Annotated in this window: 15 protein-coding genes; 6 read left to right on the forward strand and 9 right to left on the reverse strand. The window is 57.9% G+C overall.

The window, feature by feature from the left end; translation table 11 throughout:
• Positions 1 to 21: 21 nt before the first annotated feature.
• From acs to EYB53_RS03580, 6 genes are all read right to left on the reverse strand, one after another.
• A complete protein-coding gene (gene acs / locus EYB53_RS03555) occupies positions 22 to 2,112 on the reverse strand; it encodes an acetate--CoA ligase alpha subunit (RefSeq protein ID WP_135476814.1) in 2,091 nt (696 codons plus the stop codon).
• Between the two features lie 132 nt (positions 2,113 to 2,244).
• Positions 2,245 to 3,018: a putative photosynthetic complex assembly protein PuhE gene (gene puhE, locus EYB53_RS03560; protein WP_135476816.1), complete on the reverse strand. Its 774-nt coding sequence runs from the start codon at positions 3,016 to 3,018 to the stop codon at positions 2,245 to 2,247.
• A gap of 155 nt (positions 3,019 to 3,173) precedes the next feature.
• On the reverse strand, positions 3,174 to 4,439 hold the full coding sequence (locus EYB53_RS03565; protein ID WP_135476818.1) for an ABC transporter permease: 1,266 nt from the start codon (positions 4,437 to 4,439) through the stop codon (positions 3,174 to 3,176).
• Positions 4,440 to 4,444: 5 nt separating this feature from the next.
• Positions 4,445 to 5,698, reverse strand: coding sequence for an ABC transporter permease (locus EYB53_RS03570; protein WP_135476820.1), 1,254 nt, complete (start codon positions 5,696 to 5,698; stop codon positions 4,445 to 4,447).
• Positions 5,695 to 6,453, reverse strand: a complete 759-nt coding sequence (locus tag EYB53_RS03575; protein ID WP_135476822.1) for an ABC transporter ATP-binding protein — start codon at positions 6,451 to 6,453, stop codon at positions 5,695 to 5,697. Before EYB53_RS03575 ends, EYB53_RS03570 begins: the two co-directional genes overlap by 4 nt.
• 121 nt (positions 6,454 to 6,574) lie before the next feature.
• Entirely contained in the window at positions 6,575 to 8,380 is a 1,806-nt protein-coding gene (locus EYB53_RS03580; protein WP_135476824.1) for an efflux RND transporter periplasmic adaptor subunit, read from the reverse strand.
• Between the two features lie 221 nt (positions 8,381 to 8,601).
• Here EYB53_RS03580 and EYB53_RS03585 point away from each other — a divergent pair, with 221 nt between their 5' ends.
• The 3 genes from EYB53_RS03585 to serA all read left to right on the forward strand — a co-directional run bounded on the left by EYB53_RS03585 (position 8,602) and on the right by serA (position 12,353).
• Entirely contained in the window at positions 8,602 to 9,933 is a 1,332-nt protein-coding gene (locus tag EYB53_RS03585) for an Hsp70 family protein (RefSeq protein ID WP_135476826.1), read from the forward strand.
• Positions 9,934 to 10,073: 140 nt separating this feature from the next.
• Positions 10,074 to 10,649, forward strand: coding sequence for a D-sedoheptulose-7-phosphate isomerase (locus tag EYB53_RS03590; RefSeq protein ID WP_135476829.1), 576 nt, complete (start codon positions 10,074 to 10,076; stop codon positions 10,647 to 10,649).
• 126 nt (positions 10,650 to 10,775) lie between these two features.
• Complete coding sequence (gene serA, locus EYB53_RS03595; protein ID WP_135476831.1) at positions 10,776 to 12,353, forward strand: phosphoglycerate dehydrogenase; 1,578 nt, start codon at positions 10,776 to 10,778, stop codon at positions 12,351 to 12,353.
• Between the two features lie 64 nt (positions 12,354 to 12,417).
• Here serA and EYB53_RS03600 read toward each other — a convergent pair whose 3' ends face one another.
• The 3 genes from EYB53_RS03600 to EYB53_RS03610 all read right to left on the reverse strand — a co-directional run bounded on the left by EYB53_RS03600 (position 12,418) and on the right by EYB53_RS03610 (position 15,897).
• Positions 12,418 to 13,212, reverse strand: a complete 795-nt coding sequence (locus EYB53_RS03600) for a LamG domain-containing protein (protein ID WP_135476833.1) — start codon at positions 13,210 to 13,212, stop codon at positions 12,418 to 12,420.
• A gap of 86 nt (positions 13,213 to 13,298) precedes the next feature.
• Positions 13,299 to 14,726: a hypothetical protein gene (locus EYB53_RS03605; protein ID WP_135476835.1), complete on the reverse strand. Its 1,428-nt coding sequence runs from the start codon at positions 14,724 to 14,726 to the stop codon at positions 13,299 to 13,301.
• A gap of 115 nt (positions 14,727 to 14,841) precedes the next feature.
• Positions 14,842 to 15,897, reverse strand: a complete 1,056-nt coding sequence (locus tag EYB53_RS03610) for an inositol monophosphatase (protein WP_135476837.1) — start codon at positions 15,895 to 15,897, stop codon at positions 14,842 to 14,844.
• A gap of 287 nt (positions 15,898 to 16,184) precedes the next feature.
• Here EYB53_RS03610 and EYB53_RS03615 point away from each other — a divergent pair, with 287 nt between their 5' ends.
• From EYB53_RS03615 to EYB53_RS03625, 3 genes are all read left to right on the forward strand, one after another.
• Positions 16,185 to 16,697, forward strand: a complete 513-nt coding sequence (locus EYB53_RS03615) for a nuclease A inhibitor family protein (RefSeq protein ID WP_135476839.1) — start codon at positions 16,185 to 16,187, stop codon at positions 16,695 to 16,697.
• A 379-nt stretch (positions 16,698 to 17,076) separates the two neighbouring features.
• Positions 17,077 to 18,144 (forward strand): deoxyguanosinetriphosphate triphosphohydrolase, encoded by a 1,068-nt coding sequence (locus tag EYB53_RS03620; RefSeq protein ID WP_135476842.1) that lies wholly within the window; start codon positions 17,077 to 17,079, stop codon positions 18,142 to 18,144.
• Positions 18,144 to 19,711, forward strand: a 1,568-nt coding sequence (locus tag EYB53_RS03625) for a S8 family peptidase (protein WP_135476934.1), incomplete at its 3' end; no start/stop codon positions are given. The genes EYB53_RS03620 and EYB53_RS03625, both read left to right, overlap by 1 nt.

The following is a 19,711-nucleotide window of genomic DNA, read 5'->3' on the forward strand; positions in this document are numbered from 1 at the left end:
CGGGAGTAGCAAATGGGGCGCTTATTGGATCAAGATCCGTGCATCAAGCACCACGGCGCCTTCGCCTTCGTGATGGATCACGAGCGGATTAATATCGAGTTCAACAATTTCGGTAAAATCGGTCACGAGCTGACTAACCCTGAGCACACAATCTTCGACGGCGAGCACATCAACCGGCAGATTGCCACCGGCCCCGCGTAGCAGCGGATAGGCGCGTAGCGAACGGATCTGGTCACGAACATCTTGTTCGCTGATCGGGGCGAGCCGATAGGCGACATCCTTCATCACTTCGACATACATCCCGCCGAGCCCAATGGCAACGAGGGGGCCAAATTGCGGATCGCGATGGACGGTGATCAAAAACTCTTGACCGGGTTTAACCATCTCCTGGACAAAGACCCCATGCACGCGCGCTTCGGGCCAGTATTTGCGGGTGCGGTACTCGATCAACTCGAAGCTATCGCGGGCAGCCTCTTCACCGGTAATGCCCAGTTTCACCCCACCGATCTCGGTCTTGAGCAGAATATCGGGGCTGGCGATCTTCATTACCACCGGAAACCCGAGCATGGCAGCCTGTTGAACTGCTTCTTCGGGTGACATTGCGAGGTGGCTCTCGGGGAGGCGCAGGCCATAGGCAGAGAGAACCGCACGGACTTCACCTTCACTCAATTCAACGCGCCCCGTCTCGCGTGCATCGGCAAAAATTTGGCGCACCTGATCCTGATCGACCTCGAATGTCCGATAGATCCGCTGGGGACGGCGGCGGCGCTCATAATAGTGGTGCATGCCGGCAAGGGATTGCACTGCTCGTTCGGGGAACGTATAGTTGGGAATATGGGCGCGACTCAGTGCATCGAGCGCTGGCCCGAGGCTATACCCACCCATAAAACTTGTCACAACTGGCTTCTTGTACCGTGCAACCGTCTCACCAATTGTCTCGGCAATCTCAACGAGCGCACTCTGTGCTTGTGGAGTTAACATAATGATTAGGCCATCAACCCCCGGATCTTCAAGCACGGCGGTGATGGCCGTCTGGTAGCGATTGCTCCGCGCATCGCCGAGAATATCAACAGGATTATAGACACTTGCCGAAGGGGGCAGATCGTGATTCAGCCGCTCGATCGTTGCCGGGGCAAAGAGGGCCATCGCCAGGCCACTGCGTTCAACCGCATCAGCGGCAATAATGCCCATCCCGCCTGAATTGGTCACCACAGCGACGCGATTACCCTGGATCAAGGGCTGATACGAAAAGATCAACGCCAGATCAAAGAGCTCGCTCACCGTGCGGGCACGCAGAATGCCACTCTGCGCGAAGGCTGCCTCGTAGGCGTATTCCGAGCCTGCCAGGGAACCTGTATGTGATGATGCAGCTCGTGAACCTGCTGCCGTTGTGCCACTCTTAATCGCAATCACGGGCACCTGACGGGTCACTTCGCGTGCCGTCGCGATAAATGACGCACCATCGCTAATATCTTCGAGATAGGCCAGAATGACCTTGCTTTCGGGATCGTGACTCCACGCTCGCAGCAACGTGACCTCATTAATATCGGTCTTATTGCCGAGTGACACAAACCGTGAAAAGCCAATACCGCGATTCTTGCTCCAGTCAAGAATCGCCGCGCAGATAGCCCCCGATTGCGACATCAGGGCAATATTACCCTGATTGGGCATGACGCCGGCAAACGAAGCATTAAGTTTGCTGAACGTGTCAATCACGCCGAGGCTATTTGGCCCGATCATGCGCATGTCATAGCTACGCACCAGGGCCAACAATTTACGTTCAAGCTCGTTGCCTTCACTGCCGGCCTCTTTGAAGCCAGCGGTGATGACAACCAGACCGCGCACGCCTTTCTGCCCACATTGATCAACCACAGGCAAGACCTGACTGGTTGGGACAACGAGCACCGCCAGTTCAATGGGATCAGGAACATCCAGCACGCTTGCATATGCTTGACACCCCAGAATCTCGGGGATATGTGGATTGATCGGGTAGACCGCACCAGGATATCCATTATCCAGGATATTCTTGAGGACGGCATAGCCTACACGATCAGGATTGGGCGACGCCCCGATCACTGCGACTGACTCTGGCGTAAAGATCGCCTCGAACATCCCTCCCTCCTTGCGCTGCGCCTTTCATCATACTCTAATGCGCCTGTATACGCAAAAAGCGAAAGCCAGGCTAGCATAGCAAGCCCGGTTACAGCCGCTTGTGGTGAGGTGTGAGCGATCTGGGATCACCAGTTAATCAACGCTGGAGGCAACGGCTACGGTTCGTCGTGCGGGCAAGGCGAGCATCCAGTGCTCGATGGCGCCGAGTGTCACCAGTGAGGCGAGCAAGGCGAGCCGAACGCCTGATGGTTCGAGGCGGTGTGCCCATGTTGCCAGCCACAGCATGATGGCAAGCATGGTCGCAATCGAGACCGAGGGAATGAAGAATCCGCTTGGAACCCGGGGTGTCCAGTAGCTCCCCAGGTAACGCAGATGTTGCGGAAAGAGTTCGACATTCAACCGCGGTACCCCGAGCAAGACATTGAGTTTGGCGCTATGTTGCATTGCCCAGCTTAAACCAAAGACCAGGAGGCCAAGGGTATTTGTTCCGCCACCTAGAAGCCAGAGCATCAACACCACTTCGGCGAGGACGGCCAGTTCGTGATAAAGATGAGTTCCAAGCGCATAGCCAAAGCGTTTGACGCCGCGTGCCTCGGGTGGGCAGGGCTTGCGCCAGGGGCCAGTTAAGACCCCGCTATAAAAAGCCAGTTCGTGCCAGGCCCAGATAAACGTCCCCGCCACAAAGGCTCGGTAGGCTCCGGCAATGCTTGCATCGTGTGCCACGACCCAGAGCTCGTGGTGTGCCATTGCCAGCAATGGCAGCACCGCAACGAGCGCAACCCGCCCCGGCCATGGGCTGTGGCGGTTCAAACTGCCCACGATCACTGTCAAGCCAACCCAGAGCAGCATCGCCGCGAGCAGTGGGTAGAGCAAAACATCGGGCCAAGCGGGCAATGGGCTGAGCATGGTGCCTACTTTGTCGGCTTATCTGAGAGTGGATAAACCGATGACAATTTCTTTGGGTGACATGGAGGTCACATTCTCATATATGCGATGGTAGCATACATGCTCTTGCCGAGTCAACTCTGGAGGGGCCTTGGAAGAGGGCGATGGCATCTTCTTCACTCATTGCGCAGGGCGCGGATCGGGTCAAGCCGCGCCGCACGGATCGCCGGGAAGAGCCCGAAGAAGATCCCGATGCTCGCCGAGATAGAAGTCGCCAGGATGATCGAGAAGAGCGAGACACTGGCACGGATATTGGGGTCTTGCGAAATCGTGTAGAGCACAAAAGTTCCCCCGAACGAGAGCAGATACCCCAGGCCGATCCCTATTGCGCCACCGGCGAGGCAGAGTACCAGCGCTTCGATCAAGAATTGGAGCAGGATATCACGTCGTTTGGCCCCGACTGCCTTGCGCAGGCCAATTTCGCGGGTACGCTGGGCGACACTGACGAGCATAATATTCATGATGCCAATGCCTCCAACAAGCAGCGAGATCCCCCCGATGGTTCCCAGAAAAGCACTGAAGCCGACGGTGATCGCTTGAAACTGCGCCGAGAGTTGCGCGGGATTAGTGATCCGAAAATCGTTGGCCTGGTAGGTCAGCCGATGCTCTTCGCGCAACACCTCGGTCACCTGCCGGATCGCCTCATCAATCAGATCGACATCGCGTGCGCGTACCGTCAGGCTCGAAACATCAACCCGTGTTGTTACGTCGTTGCGGAAGAGCCGGTCACGGGCGGTGCGATACGGCAGATAGACCTGTTCGCCTGGGTCACTGAACCGCCCGAACGCGCCGGAAATCTGGCTCTGTTGCGCGACCGAGACCCCGATGACCTCGAATTGTACCCCGTTGACAGTGATGCGTTGCCCGACCGACCCCTCAATGCCCCCAAAGAGGGTTTCAGCGACATTTTGCCCGATGACGGCAACCCGTGCGCTCGCGAGATCTTCCTCGTCGGTAAAGTAGCGTCCATCACCAAGTTCTTGGGCACCGATGGTAAAGAAACCGGGTGTCACCCCTTTGACCCCAAAGAGGAAGCGTTCGCCTCCCGCACTCACAACCCCGTTCCGGTTCAGTTCGATCACCACCAGATCGATCGCTGGCGCTCGCCCCGGTTCCATCAGCGTAGCCGCGTTGGCGGCGGTCAACTGTGGCCGCAAGGTCTCGTCGTCGGCGTCGCGGTCAACTGATGGATTGACATAAAATGTGCCAACCCCAAGCGAATTGAACTCGGCATCAATATAGCGTGAGTAGCCTTCGCCAATCGCAAGCATGCCGACCACCGCCCCGACACCGATAATGATGCCAAGCATCGTCAACAACGAACGTAGTTTGTGGGTAAGCATTGCGCCCCAGGCAATGCGAAAGGATTCTAAAAGCGCCATAGTCTCTATTCGGTACGAAGGGCTTCAATCGGGTTCAGACGTGACGCCTGTAATGCCGGAAAGAAGCCAAAGATAATGCCGATGATGGCTGCAATGCCGCTTGCCAGCATGATATTGCTCATATTGACCGTAGCTTCAGCGCCTTCGGCATTGAACAGACTAACCAGGACAAAGGTTCCAACCAACGAGAACCCATAGCCTAATAACGTGCCTATTGCTGCTCCGATCAGACAAAGCACCAACGCTTCGATCAAAAATTGTAGGAGGATATCACGCTGTTTCGCTCCAACAGCACGACGAAGACCAATCTCACGGGTGCGTTCAGTCACACTGACGAGCATGATATTCATAATCCCAATACCCCCAACGACGAGCGAAATACCGGCCACGAGCCCGAGAAAAGAGTTGAAGGCTCCGATCACGCTATTGAGTTGGGCGGCGATCTGTTCGGGGTTGATGATCGAAAAATCGTTATCCTGATAGGTCAGGCGATGTTGATCGCGCAGAACTGCGGTCACCTGACGAATCGCCTCATCAACCTCATTCACACTCTGGGCTTTGATCGTGATAATTGAAACGTCAATACGATCATTGACCTGATTCCGATAGAGTCGGGCGACCCCGGTATGGTAGGGAATGAAGATCGCCTCGGCAGGATCGGCCCCGATACTGAAGGTGCCTTCAGGGGTCGTCAAGACTCCGATGACATCGAAGCCGACGCCATTGAGATCGAGCCGCTGACCGACTGCACTATTGATATCACCAAACATGCGTTCAGCCACAATGCTGCCAAGCACGGCGACCCGTGCGCGATCCTGGTTCTCGCCGCTCGTGAAGAGGCGGCCCGGCCCGAGATCCTGAGGGGTCACCTCGAACCACTCGGGGTTGACCGCGCGTACGCTGTAGGTGCGCCGCTCTCCGCCGGCACTCACCTGGGCGTTGCCACTGAACTCGATTGAAACCTGACTGACCGCCGGGGCGCGGCCTGGTTGCATGATGGCCTGCGCATCACTCGCCATCAAACGTGCCGATGTGAGCACATCAATCCGGTTGCTATCAATAAAGGGGGCCACATAGAAGTTGCCCGCCCCAAGTTGTGCAAACTGACTATTCAGGAAACCCTGAAACCCGTTGCCCATCGCCAGCATGCCAATGACAGCTCCAACGCCAATAATGATGCCGAGCATCGTCAACAAAGCCCGGAGTTTGTTGCTGAGCAGAGCCTGCAGAGCGATGCGAAAGGACTCGATCAGATTCACGATGCGACCTCATCCATTGCTTCAGCCTCGGTTGCAACCGCAGCGACCGTTGCCCCCGCGAGAATTCGGCCTTGTACGGGTTCGTCGCCAGCAATGATCCCGTCGCGCACACTAATAATGCGTTCCGCGTGTTGGGCAACATCGTGTTCATGGGTAACGAGGATCACCGTAATGCCTTGTTCGCGGTTGAGTTTTTGAAAAATGCCCATAATCTCTTCGCCGGTGCGGGTGTCGAGGGCCCCTGTGGGTTCGTCGGCCATGATAATGCGCGGTTCGTTGACGAGGGCACGGGCAATCGCCACACGCTGCTGTTGCCCACCCGAAAGCTCGTTGGGTTTGTGGTGCATGCGTTCGTCCATGCCGACGGCTGCCAGTGCCGCCATAGCGCGCTCGTGGCGGCTGCCCCCCTTGCCGCCATAGAGCATCGGCAGTTCAACGTTGCGCAGCGCGGTTGTACGTTGGAGTAGCATATACTGCTGAAAGACAAAGCCGATCTTCTGGTTGCGTATCTCGGCTAACTGGTTGTCGTTGAGATCTGCCACGCTGACCCCGTCGAGGTTGTATGCGCCATCGCTCGGCTGATCAAGGCAACCAATGATATTCATTAGGGTACTTTTGCCACTGCCCGATGGCCCCATAATTGCGACCATCTCACCCTCACGAATGGTCAGTGAAACCCCACGCAGGGCGTGAACCTCGACGTCGCCCATGCGGTACACTTTGGTGAGGTTCTTGACGACAATCAAATCAGTCATGGCATCGCTTCCTGTTGACCCTTGTTGCCAGCGACCACAAGAGTGAGGATAATTCGTAGGCTGTGAACGAAGTTTGTTGCCTTCCTGAGCGCACGGGCGGCCCGCCCGCGCGCTCAGCGACTTAATTCGGCGGGCCAGCCGGATTGAAGGTGCTCACAACATCCTGCACCAGGACGCGCTCTCCCGCAGCAAGACCCTCAACGATTTCGACAAATTCACTGCTGCTCAAGCCAATGGTCACTGGTCGGCGATCACCAGGCAGTGCAGCAGGTTGCCCCGGAATGGTCGGTTGCGGCTCAAGCTCAGGATTGGGCACCAGGACAAAGCTCTGCCCGCCCTCGGCGCGCACAGCACGTCGTGGAACAAGGACAACGTCCTCTTTTTCCTCGGTAATGATCGCGACGACCGTCGTCATCCCTGACCGTACGCCTGGGCTGTCCTCGTCAAAGGTGACCGTGACTTCGTAGGTCGTGGTTCCCGTTTCGCTGCGTGTCGCGAGTGGTGCAATCGCCGTTACGACGCCGCCGAGCTGTACACCAGGAAGGGCATCAAGTTCGATCGTCGCCCGTTGCTCAAGCCGTACTTCGGCAATGTCGAGTTCATCGACGGGCAAATCGACGTGAAAGCTGCTCAGATCGGCCAGCGCAATCACGGCTGATGCGTCGGCTGGTTCTCCCACGCGCATATCAATGCGGGCAACCGTTGCGGCAAAGGGGGCTGCCAGGGTGCCCTGTGCCAGATCACGTTGCGCACTCTTGAGCGCCACTTCAGCCCGGATCAGCCCTGCTTCGCGGGCGGCGAGGGCGGCACTGCTTGGCTCGGCGAGCAGTCGATCAAGCGAAGCCTGGGCAATTTCGATGCCCGATTGTTGTGTGGCGAGCTCACTCCGGCGCTGTGCCCCGGTCAATTGATCAACACGGGCGCGGGCCCGTTGCACGGCGGCGCGGGCTTCGGCGATGGTCTCGGTTTCAGTGCCACGGAGCAGGCGATCACGCGCCGCGATGGCACTGTTCAACTCGGCTTCGCGGGCGGCGAGACTGTTGATCTCTTCTTGTTGCGCCTGTTCGTAGGCCGTCTGGGCATTGCGCAAGGCCGTTTCTGCATCAGTCACATTGCGTGCCGCTTGCTCTTCGCGATCGCGCCGCTCTTGCGGGAGATCCGTTGGCAAGCGCTCAAGTTCACGGTTTTCCCAGTAAATCCGGCTATACTCATCCTGGACGTTGCGCAAGGCGTTGGCGCGTGTTTCCAGATCGTTGCGGGCGCGTTCTTTCGCCGCGCTCAGATTTGTGCGTGCGTTGGCGAGATTCGTCTGGGCACTCTGCACACGTTCGTTGGCGCTTGCCAGTTCGTCGGTCGCGGGCCCTGCTTCAAGGCGGGCCAGCCGCGCCTGGGCACTCTCAAGCTCGGCACGGGCTGCGCTCACGTCAGCCGCACTGACACTTCCTGCCGCCTGGGCATACTGGCGCCGAGCCTGTTCGACGCGTGCGTTCGCCTCGGCAAGCTCTTCTTCAGTCGAACCCGTCAGCAGGGCTTCAAGATCGGCCTGGGCCTGCGTAAGATCCGCCTGGGCCTGTTGCACGCGCAACTCAAGCGTAGTCGTGTCAATGCGGGCGAGTGGCTGACCGGCTTCAATGACGTCACCAGGTTGCACCATGATTTCGGCGACTGTGCCACTGGTTTCAAACCGTACCCGCGCCTCGGCCTGTGGCTCGACATTTCCTGTGGCGCGTACCGACGATGTGATGCTTCCGCTGGTAACTTCGACTTCTTGCCAACCCGCAGGCAAGGTGCCGGGTGTGGCCCCTTGATTCAGGAAGGTCATCACGACGCCAGTTAGCGCAGCGATGCCCAGCACGATGACGACGAGCGCAATAATCCAGCGCCGTCCATTGCGGTTCCGTTTCCGAGGTGTGGCTGTTGCAGCCATCGCTGATAACTCCTTGCGTTGTAGAGCCTTGCCCTACCCACCCACATGAATCTTGTAGCGGTTGCTATGGGCAAACCTTTATCCATTATGCCTGATCTGACGTTTGTCTGCATCAGTCTGTTGCAGGATATGCACTCGTACTTCAGTCGATTGTCGCATTGACACTCCCTTTCCTGTCGGGTATCCTTCGTTTGGACACCTCGCTCGATGAGGAGAATGCGATGCGTATCGGGCTGGATTTTGGGACGACAAATTCGAGTGCGGCGATCTATGATGGCAGTCAGGTACGGCTCTTGCCGCTTGATCCGGTCAATGTGAATCCGGGGATTTTGCGCTCGACGCTCTTTATGACTCGCGAAGGGGCCGCCTATCTTGGTCGTGAGGCGCTTAATCGGTTTACCGAGGGCAATGTTGGGCGCGAAGTTGAGTATGAATGGAAGTATATTGGCGATGCCGAGGTGACCTTCGCTGATTTTGGTACGATTCAACAGGCCCTGTATGTGAAAGTTGATGCTAATGCGCCTGGGCGGCTCTTTCAATCGCTCAAGACAGGGCTACGCGACCGCAGTTTTTCGCGTACCAATGTGTTCGGTACCTTGTATACGCTCGAAGAATTGATCGCGATTGTCTTGCGCATGATCCTTGAACGGGCCGAGGCAGTGCTGGATACCCAGGTGACCAGCATGGTGATTGGGCGTCCGGTCTTCTATAGCCTCGATCCGGCTAGCAATGAACTCGCGTTTCAACGTATGCAGGCTGCCTGCAAGCTCGCAGGTTTGCCCGAGGTGACCTTCCTCGAAGAACCGACGGCCGCGGCGCTTGCTTATGCCCAGACGGTGCGGCGTGCCGAGCATGTGCTTGTCTTTGACTTTGGCGGCGGGACGCTCGATGTCACTGTGATGCGCCTCGATGGTTCCGGTAGTCGGCAGATTCTGGCGATCGATGGGGTGCCTGTGGGCGGCGATCTGCTTGATCAGCGCCTGGTGATGGGGCGGCTCTTGCCCCATTTTGGCGAAGGTGCCACCCTCGGTTCCCGTCGCTTGCCCTTCCCTACCCACGTGCTCGATCATCTCTGCGAGTGGCAGCAGATTATCGATCTCACCCAACCCCACTATCTTGAGATTATTGATGAGGCCATTGCGATTGGCGACCGCCCCCGCGAATTGCGTGCGCTACGCTCTCTTGTGCGCCAGAATTATGGTTTGCCCCTCTATGAGGCCGTCGAATCTGCCAAGGTGCGGCTCAGTGATGCCCGTGAGACGGTGCTCAGTATGCATATGGGCGAGATTGCTTTTGATGAAGTGATTCCACGCTGGGATTTTGACCGCTTGATTGGCCCTGATGTGCGGGCCGTTGAGCAGTGCATTGATCGGGCGCTTGCCGCCGCCGATCTCTTTCCCCACGATATTGATGTCGTCTTGCGCACCGGTGGCTCGTCACGTGTGCCGCGCTTTGTCAAAATGCTCACCACCAAATTCGGGGCCGACCGCCTCCAGGAGATGGATGTCTTTACGGGCGTAGCTTCGGGGTTGGCGCTTGCTGCGGCCGGCTGAAGTCGGCACTACCACGGGTAGTGCCGACTTCAGTCGGCTTCCTGCTCAGCCGGCTGAAGTCGTCACTACCATCGTGGCTGGCTTGAACCTATGCTACAATGCCGGAGAGCTTACCGCCGTATAGTATGGTTACTCTTGTGATGCATAGCTCTTTTACTGATCAATGCGATGAACTCGTTGCCGTGCTTCAGCGTTTTGCGGCGCAGTCAGCGGCGGTCGATGCGCTTGTTGATCGCATTGCCGAGGCGGTGCTGGCCGGGCAGACGCTCTTTACATGTGGTAATGGCGGCAGCGCTGCTGATGCGATTCACCTCGCCGAAGAACTGGTCGGGCGCTATCGGAGCGATCGGCGTCCCCTGGCCGGGATTTGCCTCAATACTGATGTTGGGGCGCTGACCTGCATCGCCAATGATTTTGGCTACGAACAGGTCTTTGCCCGTCAGATCCAGGCGCTTGGGCGGCCCGGCGATCTGCTGGTTATCTTCAGTACCTCTGGTGGCTCGCCCAATCTGCTGGCCGCGCTCCGTGCGGCCCGCGAGTCTGGACTCATCACGCTTGCCCTGCTCGGCAAAGATGGCGGTTCGGCACGCAACCTCGCCGATCATAGCCTCGTGGTGCCGAGTGATAACAGCGCCCGCATCCAGGAAGTCCACGGTCTGCTCCTTCACGCGATCTGTGAAGAGCTTGAGCAGCGGTTGCAACGCGCCCAGGGCTAACCTTATTTGGAGGCACACCAGGCGGGTTGATCTGCTTGAAACTCGCCCTGGTATGATAAAGTGTGGGCTGATTTGCGCATCGGCCTCTTTCGTGTTGGCTGATGTCTATAGCTGGAGAATGCTTTCATGGATCGGATTCTTGTCACAGAGAAGATTGCGGCTGAGGGCCTCGACGTTCTCAGGCGGGCGGGCGAGGTTGATGTTAAGCTCGATCTTGATAAGGCAGCGCTACTTGCGCAGGTTGCCGAGTATGATGCCCTGGTCGTGCGTTCGGCCACCAAAGTGACCGCCGAGGTCATTGCGGCAGGCAAGCAGTTGAAGGTGATTGGGCGCGCTGGAACCGGTGTAGATAATATTGATGTTGAGGCGGCGACCCGCAATGGCATTATTGTCGTCAATGCGCCTGCTTCCAATAATGTCGCCGTGGCCGAACTTGCGATAGGCTTGCTCATCAGCCTTGCCCGTTCGATCCCTCAGGCTCACGCTTCACTCCAGAGTGGCAAGTGGGAGCGGACGAAGTTCGTTGGTTGGGAAGTTCGGGGCAAGACGCTTGGCCTCGTTGGCCTCGGGCGGATCGGTTCCGAAGTCGCCATCCGTGCCCGTGCCCTCGAGATGACGATCCTCGCCTATGATCCGGTGGTCTCGCTCGATCGCGCCGAACAGATCGGGGTCGAACTAGTCTCAATGGACGATCTGCTGGCTCGAAGTGATGTTGTTTCGTTGCATGTGCCTCTTGTTGATGCTACCCGCAATCTCTTTGATGCCAGCCGCATTGCGCGCATGAAGCGTGGGGCGTGTTTGATCAATGCTAGCCGTGGTGGCATTGTTGATGAGGCAGCTTTGATGGAAGCGCTTGATAGCGGTCAGTTGACCGCCGCTGCGCTTGATGTGTTTAGTCAAGAGCCGCCCGCGCCTGATGCGTTGGTGACCCATCACCCCAAGATCATTACGGTGCCCCATATTGGTGCGTCAACCGCCGAAGCCCAGATCTCTGCCGGAAGCGAGGTCGCCGAGGGTGTTGCGGCTGCGCTCGGCGGCGAAACGCCACGCTACGCTGTCAATGCACCGTTTGTAGCCCCTGAGTCTTGGGGTGTCCTGCAGCCCTACATGACCCTCGGTCGTCAACTCGGGTGCCTGATCTCCCAGATGATTGTTGATCCGGTGCGCAGCTATGACCTTGAATTTCGCGGTGAATTGGCCGAAGTAGATACCCACCCGGTTCGCCTCGCGGTGCTGCAAGGTCTGCTCGAAGCCAATAGCCCCATGCGCATTACGCCCGTCAATGCGCCGCTCATTGCCCGCGAGCGTGGTGTGCGCCTCACCGAGCGCACTGATCCCGATGCGCAGAGTTATACTGGCCTGCTTGTTGTCAATGTCCAGACGGCAGATAATCTCCATTGTTTCAGTGGCAGTGTCTTACGTGGTGAATCACATATCATTCAGGCTGACGGCTATTTTGTTGATTTTGTGCCCCACGGTCCGCTGCTCTTTACCTATCACCGCGATCGCCCTGGCATGATCGGCCGTGTTGGTACCTTGCTTGGCACCAGTGATGTCAATATCTCGGGTATGTATGTTGGTCGCCTTGCGCCCCGCGAGCAGGCGATGATGGTTTTGACCCTTGACGAGCCAGCCTCAGCCGAGGTGTTGGCGAAGATCGAGGAGGAAGAAGATATTCAGCGGGCAATTGGCGTGGTGTTGTAAGGTTGCGCATCGTTCCTTCGCCGCAAGGCCAGTTACGCTGGTCTTCTAGCGAAGGAACCTACACTTACTCCGGCAAGCTCCAGATTGCAAAGCGATCCAACCAGACTTCGACCTTATCAACGTCGCTGTACGAGTTGGTCGAGACGCCAACTTTACCGCCAGGGTAGGTGTTGTCATTGACCCTGGCGAGCATGACGTTGTTCAGTTCAATTTGGATGAGGTTGCCTTCACGGATGATGCGTAGCTGGTTGAGTTCCCCAGGTGGGTTGATGACCGATGACGGATCGCCTTCGGCCAGGATCCCTGGTTCAGCATTGCTCTGAATGATAAAGAGCCGGTAGTAATCCTCAAAGAGCTCGTATTTGTAAAACCCCAATTCACCCTGATGACCAAAAATGAGGCTGCAGCTTCCCTTGCGATGCCCCTCGTGAATGCGACAGTCGAGTTCGGCAATGAAATTATTCAGCTCGCGTACCTCAAAGAGTTCGTACGATGCCCCTGAGGCTGTCCAGGCTATTTTGAAAAAACCATCCTCGATGGTGTTCGTTTCAATTTCATTGAAAACGCCGGTAAACCAGGCGTTGCGATTATCAGCAAATTCGTCACGAAAGACCTGTTGGGCAACTTCTTGCCGCTGCGCTGCAATGTTGGTTGCTGTCATGTGGGCTTCTTCAGCCTGGATGGTTGCCATCAGTTCACGTGCTGTTGGCGTTGGTGTCTCGACGATCGTTGGTGTCATCACCAGGCGCGTCGGTGTCAGCGTTGCCTCGACGGTAGGCAGCGCTGTGATATTCTGCTGAGCCGCCCCATTGTTGCTGCATCCAGTGGTTAGTAGACTCATCAGCAGGATGAATATCACGTGCAGCCTGATCCTCCAGTCTGTTCTGGCTCCAGGTAGGTAGGTGTGCATTGCTCTTCTCGCTTTGTGGTTGCTCTCTGTTCGCCTCATACCTCGCGTACGCCGGCTGCGTGCGCCCCCGATGATGTGCCGCCAGTCACGCGCATCTGCAATCCCGACTCCTCGGCAACGTTCTCAACCAGGGTTTGTAGTGCAGCCTCAGCATCGCTGTGGCCCAGCACGACCAGGCTTGCGCCCGACGCCGCTGCGGTTGCCCGTGCCCCATAGAGACCGAGGCTAGCCCCGTCGAGCGCAATTGCTTCGACGAGCCGGTCGGCCCGCGGATCGCCCAAGCCTGCTGCACGCTGGCCGCCGTGTGAGCGTGCCAACAATTCACCGGCTAGATGCAGATCCTCGTCGCGCTGCGTTTTGCTGGCCGCCGCCCGTAGCAGCGCAGCGATCATGCGTGCGCGTAGATGCTCTTCAACGGCTAGCGCTGCGGCTGCGCGCACTGGATAGAAGACTGCTGGATCGATGAATATGCCCGCAGGTACTTCTGCACGTTCCAGAAACGCGGCTCCACTCAGACTCACCGGCAATGCAGCACGTACCCGTGCTTCATAGCGGGCTGTTCCCAGGTTGCTCAGATACCCGCGCCAGTAGCTGTTCGCGTCGCTTGGCGCTGTCGCGGTCACCTCAGCGACGAGATGGTACGCCATCGCCGTTGCCGCCTGCAACTGATGCTGGGGTTCCATCGGTGGTTCATCCTCGATCACCACCGCCCACAGTGCTGTGCCCGGTGGGAGGTGCAAGTCGCCCCAGAGCCATGCTGGTTGTTGATGCACGAGCAGCAGTGACCCAGCGTGGCTACAGACACTGACGAGGGGCCCAAGCACGCCCGGATTCACGCCACTGATCCGATGCAGTGCCGTCTGAACCAGCAGACCCAGTTCACGTGGCGGAAGCTGGACCTGATACGCCACGACAAGTGCCTGCGCGATGGCCGCCCCGAGGCCCATCGTTGCGCCAGGGCCGGGATGCGGCTGCACCAGCACCCGCATCCCGCCAGGAAAACGCACAAACTCTTCACGCATTAGGGCAAGCCAGATCCCACCGATGATCTGCACCATCGCCGGGAATTCGCTTAGAACCTTTATCCCCTCGCCATAACTGTATGGTGTACCATCGAGGGTCGCCAACTGACGGCACAGCACCCTGTATGACGCAACATCGGCAAAAGGATCGGGATCTTTGTCTCTTCTGCGTTGTCGCGAGCGAGTCTGAACCTCCCCAGTTGCGTGCGGGTCAGGCAGGATCCGTACCTCGATAACGGGCTCGCTCTGTGGTTGGACGGCCACAAATGTGCCCGTACCAAGCGGCCAACCCAGGGCGAGTGTTCCGCCATCAAAGGCTGCCCCGCCAATCAGATCAACCCACCCGGGGCCACGGCTCGCATACACAGAATGCTCGGCATGGGGAAAAAAACCTCGTTCCGCCCGGATAACCTGCAGAAAACGCTCGAACTCATGTGGCACGTGGTAACTCCTCTGGTGAGCGATGCCAATTTCGTTGGCATCGCTCACCAGAACATTGAGGGCTGACGGTTATTAAACATTGAATTGGGCGTACCGGAGTGCCGACTTCAGTCGGCTAAGCCGGAAGCCGACTGAAGTCGGCACTCCCTGATTTCAGCCGTCGATGTAACTCAGCTAGCAGAACGGGTTCGATCTGGCTGCGAATGGCCGTATTCGCATAACCAATCCAGCCCACGTCAGCATCAAGCGTGAAAGGGGCATCGAACGGGTTGCCATACTCATCGGTGAGCAGCACTCCCGCTCGTTCGGCAAGCAGTGCCGTACAGAGATCGTACGGATGACAACAGATGCCCAGGGCCTCGCCGCGGGCAGCCATATATCGGTCAAGCAGCGGGCGCAGGTCAGCGACAAACCGGTCGTGCCCAGCGATCAACTCGTAGAGTTGGCCTCCCGAGCAGATATACTGATCTTCAAAACACTGGGCTTTGCCCGCCTGGGGTGGGCCGAGCACCGCCCGTACCATCGCTTCATCAATCGCCGCAAGTTCTTCCCGTGCCCCCGGAAAGAAGCGGCTGATCATCGCAAAGCCGTGGGCAATCGTGGTCGCCCGTGATGGCCGCAGTGTGATCGGCCACCGCTCACCACTCAGCCGATTGAACCGTTCCGCGTGCAGCGGCCCGCCAGCTGTTGCCCAGAGTGTATCGCAGAGATGCTGCTTGACCAGGGGGATCTCGGTCTGCACAGCCAGCACAATGTCACGCAGGCGCGTTGCCGGGCCACGATTGGGGGCCACGCCAGTCAGGACCCAGGCCGGGCGTTTCTGGTACATCAGGCCTCGGGTGCCATCAATCGGATCAACGAGCACACGGATCACGGCCTTGTCAGGTGATATCCCGACCGGCAGGGTGATGCCCTCGGGCGGCAAGCCCTCGGCGAGCAAGACCAGTGGCCAGCGCGGGGCCACATACGCGCCAAAAAAATCCACGAGCAGCGCCTCACTCACCCGGTCGATCGCATAGATCGTATCGCCGGCCTGCTCATCTTCGGCCACGCCAGCCAGTTCTTCCACCGCCGACTCTTCGCAGGCCACCACCACTGCATCACGAATCTGCTCGTGCAGTAAGCGCAGCAACGCTAATAACGCTTCAGCATCATCAATTGGAATCTGCATAGGGATGATCGGGGTTGTCTCAAACAGCAACTACATCGATGACAAGGATACCCTAGTGTCAGCCGCAACCGAGGCGACCCTCAGTCCAGAAGTTTGGAAACGCCAGCATACCACAGAACGAAATCACTCACAAGCACCTGCACAGCGTATCCTTTCCCGCCCTCTCGACGGTCTATCTTGTAGATGCAGTGTGTGCAGCTTCCCTTCACTTTGGCGGCCTCATTGCCTCACATCTGCCTGGTTCCTCCTTCAGGTTCGCCCAGGCGCTACACCACAGAGAGGTTGTTATGCGTGTTCTTGTATGGATGGTTGTTGTGGTAACCTGTACGCTTGCTTTCGCGCATCCACCAGTCGGTGCTCGCCCCAGTTCTGCTCCCAGCCAGGTCTTCCTCCCGTTGATCCGCAGTCCCTATCCGAATCCTGATCTTGCTGCGCTTGCCCAGGCCGCCGAAGGCTTGCTCTATCCCAGTGAGATTGATGCGCCTCTCGTCCCTTTTGTCCCCCCTGCTCACTCCGGTCTGACTCCTGCTCAGTCGTGCCAGATCCTTGCCGATGGTGCCCCGCTCCGCTTGCTTGACGCCGATGCCTTCCTGGCGGCCCCTGCTCGTGCCGAACCCTGGATGTCGCCGGAGCAACTTGCCCAGGCAGCCCGCTTTGCGACGTTGCATGAGGTCTTTCGGCAGCGTCTTGCTAATCCGGTTGCCTGTCGCATCGGTGGCTTTCAAGCCGATGTCTTTCTCATCGGGATCTCATCGACAGGTCAGCTTATTGGCCTGCATACCGTTGTTGTCGAAACATGATCCGTCGAAAAATCCATGCGTGTGCTGACGCAAATGGCCCGCGTTGCTGGTCGTTTGCGTCAGCACACGCGAGTTTCTTCGGGGCCGTAGGCCCCAAAGCTGCGCTCTGGTGCTAACGAAAGCGGCCTGTGCTGGGGGACAGCACAGGCCGCTTTGACCATAGAGGATGTGTGTGAGAGGTATCAGATGTGGCGGCTGCTCCGCCTGCACCATCATTCTAGCACCGGAATGATCATTATTGAGAAAAGATTCGTTTGCGTAGTGAGGTAAAATAATAACGGAAGGACTGCACGAAAAACTACCCTTATCGCAAGGCCTGGTCTGCTGGCACGGGGTGCCAGCGTAACTGGCATCGCGTGCCACCAAGAATGGAAGGCGTATGGTCTCTGTACGTGTACGTGAGTATCAAGAAGAACTTGAACGCCGGACGCTTTCGCCTCTGGCGGCTTTCAGCGCCGAGGCGGTGCGTGAACATTCTGAACCTCCATGCCCAATTCGTCCGGCTTTTCAACGTGATCGCGATCGTATCTTGCATTCGAAGCCGTTCCGCCGCTTGAAACATAAAACCCAGGTCTTCATTGCTCCCCTTGGTGACCACTACCGTACCCGCCTGACTCATACCCTCGAGGTGACGCAGGTCTCGCGGACGGTGGCGCGGGCCTTGCATCTCAATGAGGATCTGACCGAGGCGATTGGTTTGGGCCACGATCTCGGCCATGCTCCGTTTGGTCACGCCGGTGAGACGGCCCTGACCCGCATCTTCCCCGACCACTTCCGCCATAATGAACAGTCGCGTCGGATCATCGAGGTGCTCGAACGCGATGGCCGTGGCCTCAATCTCACCTATGATGTTCGCGAGGGCATTTATCTCCACTCCAAAGCGCGCCGTGATATCATGATGACAGCCTGGGGTACCGCCCATACCCTGGAGGGGCAGATTATTAAGATCTGTGATAGCGTCGCCTATATCAACCACGATATTGACGATGCTCTTCGCGCTGGTGTTTTACATAAAGAGGATTTGCCCGCCGATCTACTCGAGATCCTTGGTCATACTCACGGCGAACGCCTCAATACGATGGTTGGTGACCTGATTGCCCATAATTGGTGGGCCACCGGTGAAGGAACGCCCCCCGATCCTCCCTTGATTGCGATGAGCGCTCCTATTCTCGAGGCCACCAACCGGCTGCGCGAGTTTATGTATCGCGAGGTCTATTTGAACCGGAAGGCGAAGGCTGATGATGAGAAGGTTCGCTTTGTGATCGAGACGCTCTATGCCTACTTTGTCAAATATCCTGAACAACTTCCCCCTGATTTGCTACGCATTAATCGGGAACGCGATGAACCGATCGAACGGGCCGTCGTCGATTATATCGCGGGCATGACTGATCGCTATGCCCTCGAAATCTTTAAGCGGATCTTTGTGCCGCGTACCTGGGGGGCTTGATGCCAGCTATTTCATCGGAACCGCATTCGCCGCGCCGTCGCCGCTACGCCTTGCTTGCGCTGGTTCTCTTTGTGCTTCTGCTGCTCACGCTTGTTCAGTTTCCCGCTGGTGATGCTGCCCAGGCTCGCTTGGTTGAGCAGTTTGGTTCACATGCCGCCCATGTTGCCCCGCAGCGCGATCCTGACTTTGTCAAGCGTCTCGCTGAATTGAGCAGAGCCGCCCAGGCTGATGGCAGTGTGCAGGTTATCGTGACGCTTGGTGTTCCCACGGTTCCCGAAGGCTCGTTGACGACTGCGGCTGACGTCGCTGACCAGCGCCGCCGCATTGAACAGATGCAGGACGCTGTCCAGTCCCGGCTTGCCGCGCACGCTGCTACCGTCCGCCATCGCTATGTTTTGACTCCGGCCATGGCGCTTGAAGTTGATGCCGCTGCGCTCCAGGTGCTCGCTGCTTCCCCCGAGGTTGTGCGCCTCCAGTCCGATTTGATGCTCCAATCTACGCTCTATGAGAGTACTGCGCTGATTGGTGCGACGACGGCCTGGGCGAATGGGGCCACTGGTGCTGGACAAGTTGTCGCCGTGCTCGACACGGGTGTCCAGACAACGCATCCTTTCCTGGCCGACCAGGTTGTGGCCGAAGCGTGTTTCTCTTCCACGAACTCCACAACGACGAGCCTCTGTCCGGGTGGGGTCAGTTCCTCAACGCAACCTGGCTCAGGTCAGGCGTGCGCTTCTTCCATTACGGGGTGTGGACATGGTACGCACGTGGCTGGCATTGTTGCTGGTAAGCCGATCAGCCTCACGATCGGTGGCGTGCCCCAGACGGTCGCCGGGGTCGCCCCTGAGGCAGGTCTGATTGCCATTCAGGTCTTTTCCCGTGTTGCGTGTGACTCTTCATATTGTGTCACGGCCTGGTCAAGCGATCTTATGGCGGCGCTTGAACATGTCTATGGCCTACGCACGACCTATGCGCTGGCCGCTGTGAATATGAGTCTCGGCGGTGGCCGCTCCGAGACGACGTGTGATAATGATCCGATGAAGCAAATTATCGACTCGTTGCGCAGTGCTGGCATCGCGACCGTCGTTGCTTCAGGCAATACCAGTTATAGTGACGCGATCTCGTTTCCGGCCTGTATCTCGACGGCAATTAGCGTTGGTGCAACGACGACCAGTTCCTCGGGCCTGCCCGTTGATCAGGTGGCAAGTTTCTCGAATAGTGCCTCGTTTCTGAGTTTACTTGCTCCAGGTCATTTTACCCTCTCGTCCGTCCCAGCTACTACCTATGCCTGGTATTCGGGCACCTCAATGGCGGCACCTCATGTCGCTGGGGCCTGGGCAGTGTTGAAGCAGGCCGCCCCCGCCGCAAGTGTTGCCTCGCTGTTGGATACGCTTCAAACCACCGGTAAGCCGATTGCTGCTCAACGCTCTGGTTTTCCGACCATCATCAAGCCGCGTATTCAACTTGATGCGGCCCTGACTGCACTGAGCACCAACAACCCAACGGCTACGGCTACCCCTGCTCCGCCAACCGCTTCACCAACACGCACCGCCACGGCGACGGGCACCGC

This window comes from Candidatus Chloroploca mongolica (genome assembly GCF_004762035.2).
Classification (GTDB): domain Bacteria; phylum Chloroflexota; class Chloroflexia; order Chloroflexales; family Chloroflexaceae; genus Chloroploca; species Chloroploca mongolica.

Coding starts and splice junctions, on each gene's coding strand:
- acs (WP_135476814.1), bottom strand. CDS start 2,112: ATGTTCGAGGCGATCTTTACGCCAGAGTCAGTCGCAGTGATCGGGGCG.
- puhE (WP_135476816.1), bottom strand. CDS start 3,018: ATGCTCAGCCCATTGCCCGCTTGGCCCGATGTTTTGCTCTACCCACTG.
- EYB53_RS03565 (WP_135476818.1), bottom strand. CDS start 4,439: ATGGCGCTTTTAGAATCCTTTCGCATTGCCTGGGGCGCAATGCTTACC.
- EYB53_RS03575 (WP_135476822.1), bottom strand. CDS start 6,453: ATGACTGATTTGATTGTCGTCAAGAACCTCACCAAAGTGTACCGCATG.
- EYB53_RS03580 (WP_135476824.1), bottom strand. CDS start 8,380: ATGGCTGCAACAGCCACACCTCGGAAACGGAACCGCAATGGACGGCGC.
- EYB53_RS03585 (WP_135476826.1), top strand. CDS start 8,602: ATGCGTATCGGGCTGGATTTTGGGACGACAAATTCGAGTGCGGCGATC.
- EYB53_RS03590 (WP_135476829.1), top strand. CDS start 10,074: ATGCATAGCTCTTTTACTGATCAATGCGATGAACTCGTTGCCGTGCTT.
- serA (WP_135476831.1), top strand. CDS start 10,776: ATGGATCGGATTCTTGTCACAGAGAAGATTGCGGCTGAGGGCCTCGAC.
- EYB53_RS03610 (WP_135476837.1), bottom strand. CDS start 15,897: ATGCAGATTCCAATTGATGATGCTGAAGCGTTATTAGCGTTGCTGCGC.
- EYB53_RS03615 (WP_135476839.1), top strand. CDS start 16,185: ATGCGTGTTCTTGTATGGATGGTTGTTGTGGTAACCTGTACGCTTGCT.
- EYB53_RS03620 (WP_135476842.1), top strand. CDS start 17,077: ATGGTCTCTGTACGTGTACGTGAGTATCAAGAAGAACTTGAACGCCGG.